The sequence below is a fragment of the Pseudomonas sp. R1-1 genome (assembly GCF_051132135.1).
In the GTDB taxonomy this organism is placed as follows: Bacteria; Pseudomonadota; Gammaproteobacteria; order Pseudomonadales; family Pseudomonadaceae; genus Aquipseudomonas.
The window spans coordinates 340418-356272 of the sequence record NZ_CP071663.1; the positions used below are offsets into that span (position 1 = coordinate 340418).

17 protein-coding genes, 1 other RNA gene and 1 pseudogene are annotated in these 15855 nt (G+C 61.7%); 12 read left to right on the forward strand and 7 right to left on the reverse strand.

What is annotated here, in order from left to right; genetic code table 11:
• Window positions 1-61 precede the first annotated feature (61 nt).
• Complete coding sequence (locus J3P75_RS01545) at window positions 62-730, forward strand: gamma-glutamylcyclotransferase (protein WP_434709090.1); 669 nt, start codon at window positions 62-64, stop codon at window positions 728-730.
• On the opposite strand, the gene glpT is transcribed toward J3P75_RS01545, so the two are convergent.
• Window positions 706-2055, reverse strand: a complete 1350-nt coding sequence (gene glpT, locus J3P75_RS01550; RefSeq protein WP_434709091.1) for a glycerol-3-phosphate transporter — start codon at window positions 2053-2055, stop codon at window positions 706-708. The two genes, J3P75_RS01545 and glpT, sit on opposite strands and share 25 nt — an antisense overlap.
• A gap of 320 nt (window positions 2056-2375) precedes the next feature.
• On the opposite strand from glpT, the gene J3P75_RS01555 reads away from it, so the two are divergent.
• Entirely contained in the window at window positions 2376-2984 is a 609-nt protein-coding gene (locus J3P75_RS01555; RefSeq protein ID WP_434709092.1) for an energy transducer TonB, read from the forward strand.
• A gap of 57 nt (window positions 2985-3041) precedes the next feature.
• Here J3P75_RS01555 and J3P75_RS01560 read toward each other — a convergent pair whose 3' ends face one another.
• A complete protein-coding gene (locus J3P75_RS01560) occupies window positions 3042-4019 on the reverse strand; it encodes an NADPH:quinone oxidoreductase family protein (RefSeq protein WP_434709093.1) in 978 nt (325 codons plus the stop codon).
• 150 nt (window positions 4020-4169) lie between these two features.
• Here J3P75_RS01560 and J3P75_RS01565 point away from each other — a divergent pair, with 150 nt between their 5' ends.
• On the forward strand, window positions 4170-4577 hold the full coding sequence (locus J3P75_RS01565; protein WP_434709094.1) for a flagellar basal body-associated protein FliL: 408 nt from the start codon (window positions 4170-4172) through the stop codon (window positions 4575-4577).
• Between the two features lie 113 nt (window positions 4578-4690).
• Here J3P75_RS01565 and J3P75_RS01570 read toward each other — a convergent pair whose 3' ends face one another.
• Window positions 4691-5143, reverse strand: coding sequence for an EVE domain-containing protein (locus J3P75_RS01570; protein ID WP_434709095.1), 453 nt, complete (start codon window positions 5141-5143; stop codon window positions 4691-4693).
• Window positions 5144-5340: 197 nt separating this feature from the next.
• Here J3P75_RS01570 and J3P75_RS01575 point away from each other — a divergent pair, with 197 nt between their 5' ends.
• Window positions 5341-5496 (forward strand): hypothetical protein, encoded by a 156-nt coding sequence (locus J3P75_RS01575; protein WP_090287349.1) that lies wholly within the window; start codon window positions 5341-5343, stop codon window positions 5494-5496.
• A gap of 39 nt (window positions 5497-5535) precedes the next feature.
• On the opposite strand, the gene J3P75_RS01580 is transcribed toward J3P75_RS01575, so the two are convergent.
• The 4 genes from J3P75_RS01580 to J3P75_RS01595 form a co-directional block, all read right to left on the reverse strand.
• Entirely contained in the window at window positions 5536-6138 is a 603-nt protein-coding gene (locus tag J3P75_RS01580) for a 5-formyltetrahydrofolate cyclo-ligase (RefSeq protein WP_434709096.1), read from the reverse strand.
• A gap of 79 nt (window positions 6139-6217) precedes the next feature.
• Window positions 6218-6396, reverse strand: a non-coding RNA gene (gene ssrS / locus J3P75_RS01585) — 6S RNA.
• A gap of 30 nt (window positions 6397-6426) precedes the next feature.
• Window positions 6427-6744, reverse strand: coding sequence for a cell division protein ZapA (locus J3P75_RS01590; RefSeq protein WP_016772632.1), 318 nt, complete (start codon window positions 6742-6744; stop codon window positions 6427-6429).
• A complete protein-coding gene (locus J3P75_RS01595) occupies window positions 6741-6950 on the reverse strand; it encodes a TIGR02449 family protein (protein WP_007911197.1) in 210 nt (69 codons plus the stop codon). Before J3P75_RS01595 ends, J3P75_RS01590 begins: the two co-directional genes overlap by 4 nt.
• A 130-nt stretch (window positions 6951-7080) precedes the next feature.
• Between J3P75_RS01595 and J3P75_RS01600 the strand changes: the two genes are divergently transcribed.
• The 8 genes and pseudogenes from J3P75_RS01600 to gcvT all read left to right on the forward strand — a co-directional run bounded on the left by J3P75_RS01600 (window position 7081) and on the right by gcvT (window position 15825).
• On the forward strand, window positions 7081-7641 hold the full coding sequence (locus tag J3P75_RS01600) for a YecA family protein (protein ID WP_434709097.1): 561 nt from the start codon (window positions 7081-7083) through the stop codon (window positions 7639-7641).
• Between the two features lie 27 nt (window positions 7642-7668).
• A complete protein-coding gene (gene pepP, locus J3P75_RS01605; protein WP_434594488.1) occupies window positions 7669-9003 on the forward strand; it encodes a Xaa-Pro aminopeptidase in 1335 nt (444 codons plus the stop codon).
• The gene (gene ubiH / locus J3P75_RS01610; protein ID WP_434709098.1) at window positions 9000-10187 is read left to right on the forward strand and encodes a 2-octaprenyl-6-methoxyphenyl hydroxylase; all 1188 of its coding nucleotides are present in this window, start codon (window positions 9000-9002) and stop codon (window positions 10185-10187) included. The genes pepP and ubiH overlap by 4 nt, the downstream gene beginning before the upstream one ends.
• A gap of 10 nt (window positions 10188-10197) precedes the next feature.
• Window positions 10198-10371: pseudogene (locus J3P75_RS01615) on the forward strand (tetrameric acyl-CoA thioesterase); the annotation flags it as partial.
• Between the two features lie 9 nt (window positions 10372-10380).
• Entirely contained in the window at window positions 10381-11598 is a 1218-nt protein-coding gene (locus tag J3P75_RS01620) for a 2-octaprenyl-3-methyl-6-methoxy-1,4-benzoquinol hydroxylase (RefSeq protein ID WP_434711192.1), read from the forward strand.
• Between the two features lie 221 nt (window positions 11599-11819).
• Window positions 11820-12824 (forward strand): extracellular solute-binding protein, encoded by a 1005-nt coding sequence (locus tag J3P75_RS01625; RefSeq protein WP_434709099.1) that lies wholly within the window; start codon window positions 11820-11822, stop codon window positions 12822-12824.
• Window positions 12825-12970: 146 nt separating this feature from the next.
• On the forward strand, window positions 12971-14587 hold the full coding sequence (locus J3P75_RS01630) for an ABC transporter permease (RefSeq protein ID WP_434709100.1): 1617 nt from the start codon (window positions 12971-12973) through the stop codon (window positions 14585-14587).
• Between the two features lie 155 nt (window positions 14588-14742).
• On the forward strand, window positions 14743-15825 hold the full coding sequence (gcvT, locus tag J3P75_RS01635; protein ID WP_434709101.1) for a glycine cleavage system aminomethyltransferase GcvT: 1083 nt from the start codon (window positions 14743-14745) through the stop codon (window positions 15823-15825).
• Window positions 15826-15855 lie beyond the last annotated feature (30 nt).

Consider the following 15855-nt stretch of genomic DNA (forward strand, 5'->3'; position numbering starts at 1 on the left):
GTTACAGCGGTGCGTTCTATTAAGTAATTCTTCACCCGCGGGGAGCTGAACGCTATTCGCCATGAGCGCCATTGAAAACGCTTTTCTGAACCTGGCTTACCCTCCGCGGCTCGAACTCGGGCCGCAGCTGACCCACGAGCAATTGCTCGCCTCCGTGCAATCGACCATGGCGCGCCACAAGGGCGGGCCGGTGTGGCTGTTCGCATACGGTTCGTTGATCTGGCGCCCGGAATGCACCGCGGTCGAGAGAATGCGCGGTCGCGTACATGGTTATCATCGTGGCCTGTATTTATGGTCGCATGAACACCGCGGAACGCCGGAATTGCCCGGGCTGGTGTTCGGTCTGGATCGGGGCGGTTCATGCAGCGGCTTCGCTTATCGGCTGCCCGAAGACAATCTCGATACCGCGCTGTACGCCTTGTGGAAACGCGAGATGCCGGTGCCGTCGTATCGGCCGCACTGGCTCAACTGCCGGCTCGAAGATGGCACTCAGGTGCAGGCCTTGGGCTTCGTACTGGAGCGGCACCTGCCCAGCTATGCCGGCAACCTGCCGGACCATGTGCTGAGCCAGGTGTTCGCCAGCGCCAGCGGGCGCTACGGCACCACTCGCGATTATGTCGAGCAGACCGCACACGCCCTGCGCAGCCACGCCATGCCAGACCGTAATCTGGAGGCGCGGCTCAAGCGCTGTCAGTCAACCAGCGATCAGGCGACCGCTTCACGGCTCTGACTAGCGACTTGCTTGTGCCATAGCGTCGGGGCGAGGAAGGCCATTGCCAACAGGCAAGCGCCGACCAGCAACACGAAGCCGCCGTCCCAGCCGAAATGGTCGACGGTGTAGCCCATCGCCGCACTGGCCGCGACCGAACCGCCCAGATAACCGAACAAACCGGTAAAACCTGCGGCGGTACCGGCGGCTTTCTTCGGTGCCAGTTCCAGTGCCTGCAAACCGATCAGCATCACCGGGCCGTAGATAAGGAAGCCGATCGACAGCAGGGCGATCATGTCGACCATCGGGTTGCCGGCCGGATTCAGCCAGTAGACCAGGGTCGCGACCGTTACCAGCGCCATGAACACCATGCCGGTCAGGCCACGGTTGCCGCGGAAAATCTTGTCCGACATCCAGCCGCACAGCAGCGTGCCCGGGATGCCCGCCCACTCATAGAAGAAATACGCCCACGAGGTTTTATCCACGGTGAAGCCCTTGGCTTCCTTCAGGTAGGTCGGCGCCCAGTCCAGCACGCCGTAGCGCAGCAGGTAGACAAAGACGTTGGCGAGGGCGATGTACCAGAGCATTTTGTTGCGCAGCACGTATTTGACGAAGATTTCCTTGGCACTGAATTCGTCTTCGTGGCTGGCATCGTAGCCTTCCGGGTAATCGTTCTTGTACTGCTCGATCGGCGGCAGGCCGACCGATTGCGGGGTGTCGCGCATGGTGATGAAAGCAAATACCGCCACGCCCAGCGCCACCGCCGCCGGCACGTAGAACGCCGCGTGCCAGTCGTTGAACAGGCCCATGCCGATCAGGAACAGCGGGCCGATCAGGCCGCCACCGACGTTGTGCGCCACGTTCCACACTGAGACCACACCGCCGCGTTCCTTCTGCGACCACCAGTGCACCATGGTCCGTCCGCTCGGCGGCCAGCCCATGCCCTGCGCCCAGCCGTTGATGAACAACAGGATGAACATCATGGTCACGCTGGACGTGGCCCACGGCGCGAAACCGAAAATGAACATCACCCCGGCCGACACCAGCAGGCCGAACGGCAGGAAGAAGCGCGGGTTGGAACGGTCGGATACCAGGCCCATGAGGAATTTCGACAGACCGTAGGCGATGGCGATCGCCGACATCGCCAGACCGAGGTCGCCGCGGCTGTAGCCTTCGTCGATCAGGTAGGGCATGGCCAGCGAGAAGTTTTTGCGCAGCAGGTAGTAACCGGCATAGCCGATGAAGATACCGGCGAAGATCTGCCAGCGCAGGCGTCGGTAAGTGCTGTCAATTTTTTCTTCAGGCAAAGGAGCCTGATGTGCGGCAGGACGTAAGAAAGCAAACATTCAAGAGCTCCAGTTTTCTTGTTTTGACTGCGGATGCGAATGTTACAGTTTCGTTACCGAAAATAGCACCGCTTCATGTCGGCTAAAAAGCGGAAATGTGGGCAGTCGAGCGTTCCTTTATGAACATGTCGCTCAGACGTAAGAACAGGGCGTTGTGGGAATAGTTACCGCGGCCGGTTTCTGCGGTATTTCGGGACAATTAAGGTCATGTCTTTCGGAAATGTCCTGCGCGTGAACAGGACGTCAGCAACTGCTCAAGCCTGCGACGACGCCCTAACCTGATTGCTTTTCCAAGCTCGAACCGAGCGCAAGGGAGCGATATGAACTGGATAGGCATGCTGTTGCTGTTGGTGTTAGCCACTGCGAGTCAGGCAGGGGAAGTGTTTCTGATCCCCGAGTCCAATCCCGGTCCAGACTATCCGCGAGTATTGCAGCGCGCCGGGATTACCGGGGACGTGCGGGTCTCATTCACCGTGCATGCCGATGGTTCGGTGAACAAAGTCAGTGTCCTGCAAAGTGATCATCCGGCGCTGGCGGAGTCTGCCCTGGCGGCGGTCAAGCGCTGGCGATTCAAACCGTGGACGGTGGAGGGCGATAAACCGGCCGAGCAGGAGGTTCATGCACCCTTGGCGTTTCGCATGCAGGCGCCTCCAGGCATCAATCAATGGATCAAGGCGTTGCCGTGTCGAGAGGTAAATGCCCACCTGGCGAATGTGGCGGAATACTCGTGGGTCGATTCCCTGCCGTTCCATTACACGCGCAGCTATCTTTCAAATACTTTCTTTCAGCATCAGTTATCGAACGAACAGCGTCTGGCGTTGATCGCCAGGCTCAACCGGAGGGTGTCGGACGTCGTTGTACGTTGTCGGGAACGGCCAGCGAGCAAGTTCATGACTTTTCTACCTGAGGACATTCGCCAGCTTTTATGAGCGATGACTCCAGGCGCGGCAACGATCCGGGTCAGTGACCCGGACCGCTGTGTGGTATCAGCGCACCTGCACCACGACTTTACCAACAGCCTTGCGCTGCCCGAGATCATTGATCGCCTGCGCCGCATTACTCAGCGGATAAACCTGCGACACCAGCGGTTTCAACTTGCCCTCGGCAAACCAGCCGAACAACTGCTGGAAGTTTGCCGCGTTGTCCTGCGGCTGGCGCTGGGCGAACGAGCCCCAGAACACGCCGAGCACCGCCGCGCCCTTGAGCAGGGCGAGGTTTACCGGCAACTCCGGTATGCGCCCGCTGGCGAAGCCGACCACCAGCAGCCTGCCATTCCAGGCGATGGCGCGGATGGCCTGATCGAACAGGTCGCCGCCGACCGGGTCGTAGATCACGTCGGCGCCCTGGCCGTCGGTGAGGCGTTTGATTTCGTCCTTGAGATTGGCTTCGCTGTAATTGATCAGCTCATCGGCGCCAGCGGCTTTCGCCACTTCGAGCTTTTCCGCGCTGCTGGCAGCGGCAATCACCCGCGCGCCCATGGCCTTGCCGATTTCCACTGCCGCCAGACCGACACCTCCGGAGGCGCCGAGCACCAGTAAGGTTTCACCCGGCTGCAGGTTGGCGCGTTGCTTGAGCGCGTGCATCGAGGTGCCATAAGTCATGCTGAACGCGGCGGCCGTATTGAAATCCATCGACGGCGGAATCGGCAGCACGTTGTAGCCAGGCACCGCGACCTGCTCGGCAAAGCTGCCCCAGCCAGTCAGGGCCATGACCCGATCGCCGACTTTCAAATGGCTGACCTTTTCCCCGACTTCGCGAACCACGCCAGCCGCTTCACCACCCGGCGAGAACGGGAAGGGCGGCTTGAACTGGTACTTGCCCTCGATGATCAGCGTGTCCGGGAAGTTGACCCCGGCGGCGTGCACCTCCAGCAGGATTTCATTCTTCTTGGCGACAGGACTGGCGACGTCTTCCAGCACCAGCGATTCGGCAGGGCCGAAGGCTTTGCACAGCACGGCTTTCATCAGGGCTATTCCTTTGGGAGTGATGGCCGATAAGTGTAGGTGTATGAATCAACGGGTCAACGAGCATGCCCGGCCCTGATAGTCAGGCATAAGCTTGTGCTTGTGCGGCGGGTCGTTATGCTAGGCCGCAAACCGGATAAGGAGCGAATTGTGAAAGCGTGGATCATGTTGTTGCTGGCCCTGTCTCTGCCTGTGGCAGCGCTGGCCGAAGAAGCCAAAGAAGGCGAAGCGCCGAAGGTCAATTACATTACCCTCAGCCCGCCGTTCGTCGGCAATTACGGCCTGGACGGCACGACCAAGCTCAAGGTCTACAAGGCCGATGTGGCCCTGCGCGTGACCGGTGAGGAGGCGACCAAACTGGTCAAGGCCAACGAGCCGCTGATCCGCAATCAGCTGGTGGCGCTGTTCACGCAGCAGAGCACCGAAGCGATGGGCAGTATCGAAGGCAAGGAAAAACTGCGTCAGGAAGCGCTGAAGCAGACGCAGCAAGTGATGAATGATGAGACCGGCAAACCGGTGGTTGAAGACCTGTTGTTCAACAACTTGATCATTCAGTAAGGCTTCTGCTGTCCGGGCGGGTCCCATCGCGAGCAGGCTCACTCCTACAATTGGAATGCGTTCCCTGTAGGAGTGAGCCTGCTCGCGATAGCTTTTTTCAGGGGCCAAATGAATCAGGGTTTGAGCGCAATCACCGCCGCCCACTGCTGCGCTGTCACCGGCATCACCGACAACCGCGATCCCTTCTGCACCAGTGGCATCTCGGCCAGCGCGGTCTGCTGCTTCAGATAATCCAGTTTCAATACTCGAGCAAACGTCTCGACGTGCTCGACATCAATTGCGCTCCAGGCATTTTTCTCCGCCGTAGCCTTCGGATCGAAGTAATGACTTTCCGGCTCCAGTGCGGTGGGGTCCGGGTACGCCGCCTCGATGATCCTGCCAATCCCGGTAATCCCCGGCTCCGGGCAGCTGGAGTGGTAGAAAAAGAATTCATCGCCTACCGCCATCGCTCGCAGGAAGTTGCGCGCCTGATAATTGCGAACCCCGTCCCAGCGCGCCTTGCCGAGCTTCTCCAGGCCTTTGATCGAGAGCTCGTCGGGCTCGGATTTCATCAGCCAATAGGCCATGTTGGGTGCTCCTGAAACGGTCGTTGGGCAGGTTGTCGGGCAATTTTATGACAAACCGACAGTCGGTTGACGTCAGCGTTTGCGCACCGGTTCACGTTGCCGCAAAATGCCGGCCTTTAAAGCTTGACGCTGCTGCACGGCCTACACACGGAAACCGCTGCTGTCATCGTGATGATGTGCCTTGAGGGGGGCAATCGATGAAACGCAAACCGGATCTACTATGGACTTTGGTAATTTTGTTCGGCCTGGGCGTTGTGACCACCGGTTACGCGCAGAGCCTGTGGGCGAACAAGGCTGATGCACCGATTGAGATTGCACAACAGGTGCAACAGTCGACGGCCTTCAAACGCTGAAACTGTCTTCTCCGACGCCGCTGTTCTGGCGGCGTCCTGTCACGCGAAATACCACGCCTTGTCGGTGACCGTGCCCTGTAACGGTACATCCCAGCTCGCCTGCGCCAAACGTTCGACCTTCTGACATTCATGGGCCAGGCCCAGCAGCGTCGGCTTGCGCCAGTTTTTGCGCCGGGCCAGATAGGCGAGGCTGCGATCGTAGAAACCGCCGCCCATGCCCAGCCGACCGCCGACATCGTCGAACCCCACCAGCGGCAACAGCACCAGGTCCAGTGCCCAGACCTTGCGTTGCCGAGCCAGACTGGCCTGCGGTTCGAGGATGCGGAAGCGATTGAGTTTGAGCTTTTCGCCGGGACGAACCCGCTGAAAAACCATCTTGGTCCGCGGCCAGGCGCTGAGTACCGGCAGATAAGTCGCCTTGCCCCGGCGCTGGGCTTCGCGCAGGAGCAACCGCGGATCGATTTCGCCATCGGTGGGCAGATACAGGGAGATGTGTTTCGCCCGACGAAAATGCGGGTCTTGCGCCAGTTGCCGGAACAGGCCTTTGGCAGCCTGATGTTGCTCGGCTTTGCTCAGCGAGCGGCGCGCCTTGCGCAGCAGGCGGCGGAGTTGCGGGCGGGGCAGCAGCGCGGGTTCAGTCATGGTTCGGCTTCGGCAGGGTGGACGAAAACGTACGCATAAAAAATCCGATGTCGGCATAAACCGACATCGGATTCGAATCAGGCTCCCCGGATGTACCGCTGTCAACTCAGCCCTTGAACCCGAAAGTTCAAGGTGGAAGAAGCAGTAGACTTTAAGGCTTTCCGTCTAGCGGACATGCACACCAGCCCAACGTGCAACTTCCAGGGTAGTGCGAATCGGCTCCGGGACATCGTCAACTGGCAAGCACCCCAGGGAGTGCCGTGAGTATACCTCAAGCTGCCAGTCGAATCAGCCCTTGGCGGTGTTCTGATCGTCGGCCAGGACCAGATCGACACGATCGAGCAAGTCGCGCACCTGTTCGCGGGTCGAGCCGCTGGCCTGGATGTCCGGGCGCTCTTCTTTGTGCAACAGGTCATGGGTGATGTTCAGCGCGGCCATCACCGCAATGCGATCGGCGCCGATGACTTTGCCGCTGCTGCGGATCTCGCGCATCTTGCCGTCCAGGTAACGGGCGGCACTGACCAGATTGCTGCGTTCTTCCGGCGGGCAGATGATCGAATACTCTTTGTCGAGGATCTGCACGGTGACGCTATTGCTTGAACTCATGAGTCTTGCTCCAGGGCCTTGAGGCGCGAAATCATCGATTCGACCTTACGCCGGGCGATTTCGTTTTTTTCAATGAGGTGAGCGCGTTCCTCGCGCCAGGTCTTTTCCTGAGCTAGTAAGAGTGCGTTTTGACTCTTTAGTTGCTCGACTCGGCCAATCAGCAGTTCGAGTCTGGCCATCAGCGCTTGCAGGTCGGTGTCTTCCATTGTGTCCACTGGGTTGGAGTCTGTCTGATGGGATAGCTGGCGGACAGCCTTTAATAGTCTTGGCGAGTCTGTCGATGTAGGATACAAGGCCTTCATTCTAGACATAGCGCCGTCTGGCGCCTAGCTGCCCATGACCATTGCGAATTCCCCGTACCAAGCCTTTGCCACCCTGCTGACTGCCAGCGGCCACAACGTCTCGCCTGCCGAACTGCATGGCCTGCTGCTCGGACGCAGTTGCGCCGGTGCCGGCTTCGACCACGAAGGCTGGCTGATCGACGCCGCCGAACTGCTCGAAGGCGACATCCAGGACAGCGTCCGCAATGCCCTGATCGGCCTGCAGGAAATGGTCAAAGGCGAACTGACCGGCGAGGACGTCACCGTCGTTCTACTGCTGCCGACCGATGACGCGCCGCTGTCCGACCGCGCCGCTGCGCTGGGCCAGTGGTGCCAGGGCTTCCTCAGTGGTTTCGGCCTGAACTGCCGCGACAGCAGCATGCTCAGCACCGAAGCCACCGAAGTGCTGCAGGATCTGGCCGCCATTGCCCAGGTGCAGGACGCTCTGGAAGAATCCGAAGACGGCGAATCCGACTACATGGAAGTCATGGAGTACCTGCGCGTCGCGCCGCTGCTGCTGTTCTCGGAAACCAAAAAAGCCGATGCGGCGCCTGCCGCCAAGCCGTCGCTGCATTAATCGCGTGCCAGGGAAAGCCATCTGCCCATGACCCATATCCCCAAAGCGGAATACAGCCGGCGCCGCAAGGCGCTGATGGCGCAGATGGAACCCAACAGCATCGCGATCCTGCCCGCCGCCGCGGTAGCCATCCGCAACCGCGATGTCGAGCACGTCTATCGCCAGGACAGCGACTTTCAATACCTCAGCGGGTTTCCCGAGCCACAAGCGGTGATCGTGCTGATGCCCGGCCGTGAGCACGGCGAATACATTCTGTTCTGCCGCGAGCGCAACGCCGAACGCGAATTGTGGGACGGCCTGCGCGCAGGGCAGGAAGGCGCAATCCGTGATTACGGCGCTGACGATGCATTCCCGATTACTGACATCGACGACATCCTGCCGGGCCTGATCGAAGGCCGCGACCGGGTGTATTCGGCGATGGGCAGCAATCCTGAATTCGACCGGCACCTGATGGACTGGATCAACGTGATCCGTTCCAAGGCCCACCTCGGCGCCCAGCCGCCGAACGAATTCGTTGCCCTGGATCACCTGCTGCACGACATGCGCCTGTATAAATCGGCGGCAGAAGTGAAGGTGATGCGCGAAGCCGCGCGGATCTCGGCGCAAGCGCATATCCGCGCGATGCAGGCCAGTCGTCCGGGGCTTTACGAATACAGCCTCGAAGCCGAACTGGATTACGAATTCCGCAAGGGCGGGGCGAAGATGCCGGCTTACGGCTCGATTGTCGCCGCCGGGCGCAATAGCTGCATCCTGCATTACCAGCAGAACGATGCGCTGCTCAAGGACGGTGATCTGGTGTTGATCGACGCCGGGTGCGAGATCGACTGCTACGCCAGCGATATCACCCGCACCTGGCCGGTCAACGGCAGGTTTTCGCCGGAGCAGAAGGCGATTTACGAATTGGTGCTTGCTTCGCAGGAAGCGGCGTTTGCCGAAATCGCCCCGAACAAACACTGGAACCAGGCGCACGAAGCCACGGTTCGAGTGATCACCACGGGGCTGGTAAAGCTCGGTTTGCTGCAGGGCAACGTTGACGAACTGATCGCCAGCGAAGCCTATAAAGCGTTTTACATGCACCGCGCCGGCCACTGGCTGGGCATGGATGTGCACGACGTTGGCGAATACAAGGTCGGCGGCGAATGGCGGGTGCTGGAGGTCGGCATGGCGCTGACCGTGGAACCGGGCATCTACATCGCCCCGGACAATCAGAACGTCGCGAAGAAATGGCGCGGCATAGGCGTGCGCATTGAGGATGACGTGGTGGTGACCCGAAACGGTTGTGAAATCCTCACCGGCGGCGTGCCCAAGACCGTCGCCGACATCGAAGCGTTGATGGCACAGGCAAGGACACACGCGGCATGAGTCGAGTCAATCTGGCAATCATCGGTGGCGGTCTGGTCGGCGCCAGTCTGGCGTTGGCCCTGCAGGCCGGGGCCAAGGCCCGTGGCTGGAAAATCGTCCTGATCGAACCGTTTGCCCCGGGCGACAGCTGGCAGCCGAGCTACGACGCACGTTCATCGGCGCTGTCCTTCGGCTCGCGGCAGATTTATCAACGGTTGGGCGTGTGGCAAGAAATCTCCCGCCGCGCCGAGCCGATCAAGCAGATTCATGTCTCCGATCGTGGCCGCTTCTCCACCGCACGCTTGTCGGCGATGGAAGAGGGCGTGCCGGCGCTCGGCTACGTCGTTGAAAACGCATGGCTCGGCCAGTGCCTGTGGCAGCACCTCGACAAAGATGTGATCACCTGGCGCTGCCCGGCCGAAGTCTCGCGCATGGAGCCGTTGCCCGACGGCTATCGCCTGATGCTCAATGATGAAACCACTCTTGAATGCGACCTCGCGGTGCTCGCCGATGGCGGGCGCTCCGGGCTGCGCGAGCAGTTGGGCATCAACGTGCGCACGCGTCCATACAACCAGAGCGCGCTGATCGCTAATATCACCCCGAGCGAAGCGCACAACGGCATGGCGTTCGAGCGCTTCACCGACGAAGGGCCGATGGCTTTGCTACCGTTGCCGGACAACCGTTGCGCACTGGTCTGGACGCGGCTGGGCATGGACGCGCAGCGTCTGGCCGAGTTGAGCGTACGGGATTTCCTCAGTGAATTGCAGGGTGTGTTTGGTTACCGCCTCGGCACGCTGAAACAGGTCGGCGCGCGGCACCTGTATCCGCTTTCGCTGGTTGAAGCCGAAGAGCAGGTGCGTTCGCATCTGGCCGTGCTCGGCAACGCCGCGCACAGTCTGCATCCGATCGCCGGCCAGGGTTTCAACCTGTCGCTGCGCGACGCCGATGCCCTGGCCGCCGCGTTGCTGGGCAGCGATAAACCACTCGGCGACTTCGCCACGTTGCAGGCCTATCGCGAGCGTCAACGGCTGGATCAGGACCTCACCGTCGGTTTTTCCGATCAGGTCACGCGCCTGTTCGGCAGCACCCAGCCGCTGGTCTCGCTGGGGCGCAACATCGGCCTGCTCGGCCTCGAGCTGCTGCCGCCGGCCAAGCGCTGGTTCGCCCGTCAGGCCATGGGCCTGGGAACGCGTCCGGATGCTTAAGCGGTTGATCGCCAGGTTCACCCTCGACGAGACGTTGCTCGCCGACATCCGCCGGCAGACCGCCGATGGCGAAAAATACCTGCCGCAGTTGCAGGTCGATATTCATGACGGCGCCGGCCATCTGGTGGCGCGGGTCGGTAGAACCCTTTACGTGCGGCTCAAGCCGCCAGCGAGACAGGCCTAAAGCATGGAAATGCGCGCAGATCTGCTGATTGTCGGAGCCGGAATGGTCGGCAGCGCCCTGGCGCTGGCGTTGCAGGACAGCGGCCTGGAAGTGCTGCTGCTCGACGGCAGCCCGTTGAGCGTCAAACCGTTCGCGGCCGAGGCGCCGTTCGAGCCGCGGGTGAGCGCGCTGTCGGCGGCCAGTCAACGCATTCTCGAACGCCTTGGCGTGTGGGACGGCATTGTCGGACGGCGCACCAGCCCGTACACCGACATGCACGTGTGGGACGGCAGCGGCACCGGGCAGATTCACTTTTCGGCGAGCAGTGTGCATGCCGATGTGCTCGGCCACATCGTCGAAAACCGTGTGGTTCAGGATGCCTTGCTCGAGCGCCTGCATGACTGTGATATGGGCCTGCTGGCCAATGCACGGCTGGAGCAGATGCGCCGCTCCGGCGACGACTGGTTGCTGACCCTGGCAGATGGGCGCAAGTTGCGCGCGCCGCTGGTGATCGCCGCGGACGGCGCCAACTCGGCGGTACGCCGCCTCACTGGCGTCGCGACCCGCGAGTGGGATTACCTGCATCACGCCATCGTCACCAGCGTGCGCAGCAGCCAGCCGCATCAGTTGACCGCGTGGCAGCGCTTCACCGATCACGGGCCGCTGGCGTTTCTGCCGCTGGAGCGTGACGGCCAGCAGGACTGGTGCTCGATCGTCTGGTCGACCACACCGAGCGAAGCCGAGCGCTTGATGGCGCTGGATGAAGTGGCGTTCTGTGCTGAGCTGGAGCGGGCTTTCGAAGGGCGTCTTGGCGACGTCGTCAGTGCCGACCCGCGCGTCTGCGTGCCGCTGCGTCAGCGTCATGCCAAGCGCTACGTGGCCGAAGGTCTGGCGCTGATTGGCGACGCGGCGCACACCATTCATCCGCTGGCGGGGCAGGGGGTGAATCTGGGCTTCCTCGATGCGGCGGTGCTGGCAGAAGTGTTGTTGCAAGCCCACCAACGCGGCGAGCGCCTGGCGGATGTGAAAGTGCTGAGCCGCTACGAGCGTCGGCGCATGCCACACAACCTCGCGCTGATGGTGGCGATGGAAGGCTTCGAGCGGTTGTTCCAGGCCGATCCGCTGCCAGTGCGCTGGTTGCGCAATGCCGGGTTGAAACTGGTGGAGCGGATGCCGGAGGCCAAGGCTGTGTTTGTGCGTGAAGCCCTCGGGTTGACTGGTGATCTGCCGGCGCTCGCCAAGCCCTGACATCTTCATTGAATCTGATGGCCTCTTCGCGAGCGGGCTCACTCCTACAGGGGAACGCGTTCCAATTGTAGGAGTGAGCCTGCTCGCGATGGCGCCAGTCGATTCACCACCGCATTCCGGCTGTGCAACATCTGGTAACGCCTTCCCCAAGTGTTCGATTGTGATGGTAAATGTGAGTCCTTATCATTTGGCCCACATTTCCCGACCGAGAGACCACTCCCATGTTGGCACCCAAGCGTCTTCTGACCGCACTGGCCCTGACCCTGATCGGCAGCACCACTGCCCAGGCCGCCGACGAAGTGGTGGTTTACTCGTCGCGCATCGATGAGCTGATCAAACCGGTGTTCGATGCCTACACCGCCAAGACCGGGGTGAAGATCAAGTTCATCACTGACAAGGAAGCGCCGCTGATGCAGCGCATCAAGGCCGAAGGCGAGAACGCCACCGCCGACCTGCTGCTCACCGTCGACGCCGGTAACCTCTGGCAAGCCGAGCAAATGGGCATCCTGCAGCCGTTCACCTCGAAAACCATCGACGCTTATATCCCGTTGCAATACCGCTCGTCCACGCACGCCTGGACCGGCCTGAGCCTGCGCGCACGGACCATCGCCTACTCCACCGAGCGGGTGAAACCGGGCGAACTGACCACCTACGAAGCCTTGGCCGACAAGAACTGGGAAGGTCGCCTGTGCCTGCGCACGGCGAAGAAGGTCTACAACCAGTCGCTGACCGCCACCATGATCGAAGTGCATGGCGCCGAGAAGACCGAGAAGATCCTCAAGGGCTGGGTCAACAACCTGTCCACCGACGTGTTCTCCGATGACGTTGCCGTGCTCGAAGCGATCAACGCCGGGCAATGCGATGTCGGCATCGTCAACACCTACTACTACGGGCGCCTGCACAAGCAGAAGCCGGAGTTGCCGGTGAAACTGTTCTGGCCGAATCAGGCCGATCGTGGCGTGCACGTGAATCTGTCGGGCATCGGCCTGACCAAGCATGCACCACACCCGGAAGCGGCCAAGGCTCTGGTTGAATGGATGACCACGCCAGAGGCGCAGAAGATTTTTGCTGACGTTAACCAGGAATTCCCGGCCAACCCGGCGGTGGCGCCCTCCGAGGAAGTGGCGGCGTGGGGCAAGTTTGTTGCCGATACCCTGCCGGTGGAAGTGGCGGGCAAGCGCCAGGCCGAGGCGATCCGGATGATGGATCGGGCGGGTTGGAACTGATTCTGGTGTCTTGATCGTTCCCACGCTCCGCGTGGGAATGCAGCCCTCGACGCTCTGCGTCGTGCCGCTGAAAGCGTGACGCAGAGCGTCACAGGATGTGTGCCCACGCAGAGCGTGGGCACAATCATTTAAACGAGATTGTCTTCTTGGCCCACCCCGCCCAACGCCGCTGGTACCCCATCGTCTTCACCATCGCCGCGCTGGTGCTGTTGCCCCTGAGCGTTCTGTTGCTCTCGTGGCAAACCATCGATCAGCAGATCTGGTCGCACCTGTGGCAAACCCAGATGCCGCGCCTGCTCGGCAACACGCTGACGCTGGTGCTCGGCGTCGGGGTTGGCGTGACGCTGCTCGGTGTCAGCCTCGCGTGGCTCACCAGCCTCTGTGAATTCCCCGGTCGGCGCTGGCTCGACTGGGCGTTGATGTTGCCTTTTGCTATTCCCGCTTATGTGCTGGCGTTCGTGTTCGTCGGCCTGCTCGACTTCGCCGGCCCGGTGCAGACCCTGCTGCGTGAATGGTTCGGCAGCGGCCTGCGTCTGCCGAGGGTGCGCTCCACCGGCGGGGTGATCATCGTGCTGGTGCTGGTCTTCTATCCCTACGTTTACCTGTTGGCGCGCACTGCATTTTTGGCACAGGGCAAGGGCCTGATGGAAGCCGCGCGAGTACTGGGCCAGTCGCCGTGGCAGGCATTCTGGCGCGTCGCACTGCCGATGGCGCGGCCGGCGATCGGCGCGGGGGTGGCGCTGGCATTGATGGAAACCCTGGCGGATTTCGGTGCGGTGTCGGTGTTCAATTTCGACACCTTCACCACGGCGATCTACAAGACCTGGTACGGCTTCTTCAGCCTTTCGAGCGCCGCGCAACTGGCCAGCTTGCTACTGCTGGTGGTGATGTTGGTGCTGTACGGCGAGCGTCGCGCGCGCGGGGCGAATCGGGCGGGCAACGAGCGGCCGCGGGTCAAGGCGCTGTATCACTTGCGCGGGCTCAAGGCCTTCGCGGCGATGAGCTGGTGCGGGCTGGTGTTCGCCTGTGCCTTTGTGATTCCGGTATTCCAGCTGGCCTTATGGTTCTGGCAGCGCGGGCGTTTCGATCTGGATGAGCGTTACGCCGGGCTGATTTTGCATACCTTGTACCTGGGCGGTATGGCCGCGTTGATCACTGTCAGTGTCGCCTTGCTGCTGGCTTTCGCCCGGCGGCTGGCGCCGACGCCGGCAATCAACAGCGGCGTCGGCCTGGCCAACCTTGGTTACGCGCTGCCGGGGTCGGTGCTGGCCGTGTCGATCATGCTTGCCTTCAGTTATCTGGATCGCGAGCTGGTGATTCCGCTCTCCGCCTGGCTCGGTGGCGCGGGCAAACCCTTGCTGCTCGGCAGCCTGGCAGCGTTGCTGATGGCCTATCTGGTGCGGTTTGTTGCCGTGGCGTACGGGCCCCTGGAAAGCAGTCTGGCGCGTATACGGCCGTCTTTGCCCGAAGCGGCACGTAGCCTGGGTGTCAGTGGGCCGCGACTGTTTTTCAAAGTGTATCTGCCGTTGCTGCTGCCCGGCACGCTGAGCGCGGCACTGCTGGTATTCGTCGACGTGCTCAAGGAAATGCCCGCGACCCTGCTGATGCGGCCGTTTGGCTGGGACACGCTGGCGGTGCGCATCTTTGAAATGACCAGCGAAGGCGAGTGGGCGCGGGCGTCGTTGCCGGCGCTGACCCTGGTTCTGGTCGGATTGTTGCCGGTCATCGGCCTGATCCGTCGTTCCGCGCACCGAAACACTTAGTAGTGAGTCCTACATCATGCGGCTACAATGCGCGGCATTCGGTGCGGTCCGTCTGACAGACCCGTACGCTGGAATCGGCTGAAAGCCCTGTTCATCAGGGCTCTCTTCCGCTTAGCGGCGGTCCGCACCCTCGCCACGCCCGGAAGGAGAAACCCATGGGACAGCGTACGCCTCTGTATGACCTGCACCTCGCCCTCGGCGCGAAGATGGTCGATTTTGGCGGTTGGGACATGCCACTGCATTACGGCTCGCAGGTCGAGGAGCACCACGAAGTGCGCCGCGATTGCGGGGTGTTCGATGTTTCCCACATGACCGTGATCGATGTCAGCGGCGCCCAGGCCAGGGCCTGGCTCCAGCATTTGCTGGCCAACGACGTCGACCGCCTGCACCGCCCCGGCCGGGCGTTGTACAGCACCATGCTCAATGAGCGTGGCGGCATCGTCGATGACATGATCGTTTACCGCCTCGACGACGCGTACCGGCTGGTGTTCAACGCCTCCACCCGCGATCAGGATCTGGCGTGGATGAACGCGCAACTGGGAGGTTACGACGTGCAGCTGCACGAACGCAGCGAGCTGGCGATGCTCGCCATCCAGGGCCCGCAGGCCCGGCACAAGATTGCCGAGCTGGTGACGCAGTCCCGCGCAACCCTGATCCAGCAGCTCAAACCCTTCGAAGGCTATTGCGACGGCGACTGGTTTATCGCTCGCACCGGTTATACCGGCGAGGATGGCCTGGAAATCTGCCTGCCGGCCGATCAGGCGCCGGGCTTCTTCAACGATCTGGTCGGCGCCGGAATTTCCCCGATCGGCCTCGGCGCCCGCGACACCTTGCGGGTCGAGGCCGGAATGAACCTCTACGGGCAAGACATTCATCAGGACGTTTCGCCACTGGCCTCGAACATGGCGTGGAGCATCGCCTGGGAACCGGCCTCGCGCCAGTTCATCGGTCGTGCGGCGCTGGACGCGGAAAAAACCGCCGGGGTGGCGCACAAACTGGTCGGCCTGGTACTGGAAGAACGCGGTGTTTTGCGTGCTCATCAGGTGGTTCGTATCGCTGATGTTGGCGAAGGAGAGATCACCAGTGGTAGTTTCTCTCCTACGTTAAGCAAATCGATTGCCCTGGCGCGTGTACCGATGGCAACTGCCGACCGCGCCGAAGTGGAAATCCGTGGCAAGTGGTACCCGGTGCGAGTGGTGAGACCGACCTTCGTGCGCCATGGCAAGACTTTGATCTAACCTTTTTCCGGCGGACCGACCGCTGACCAA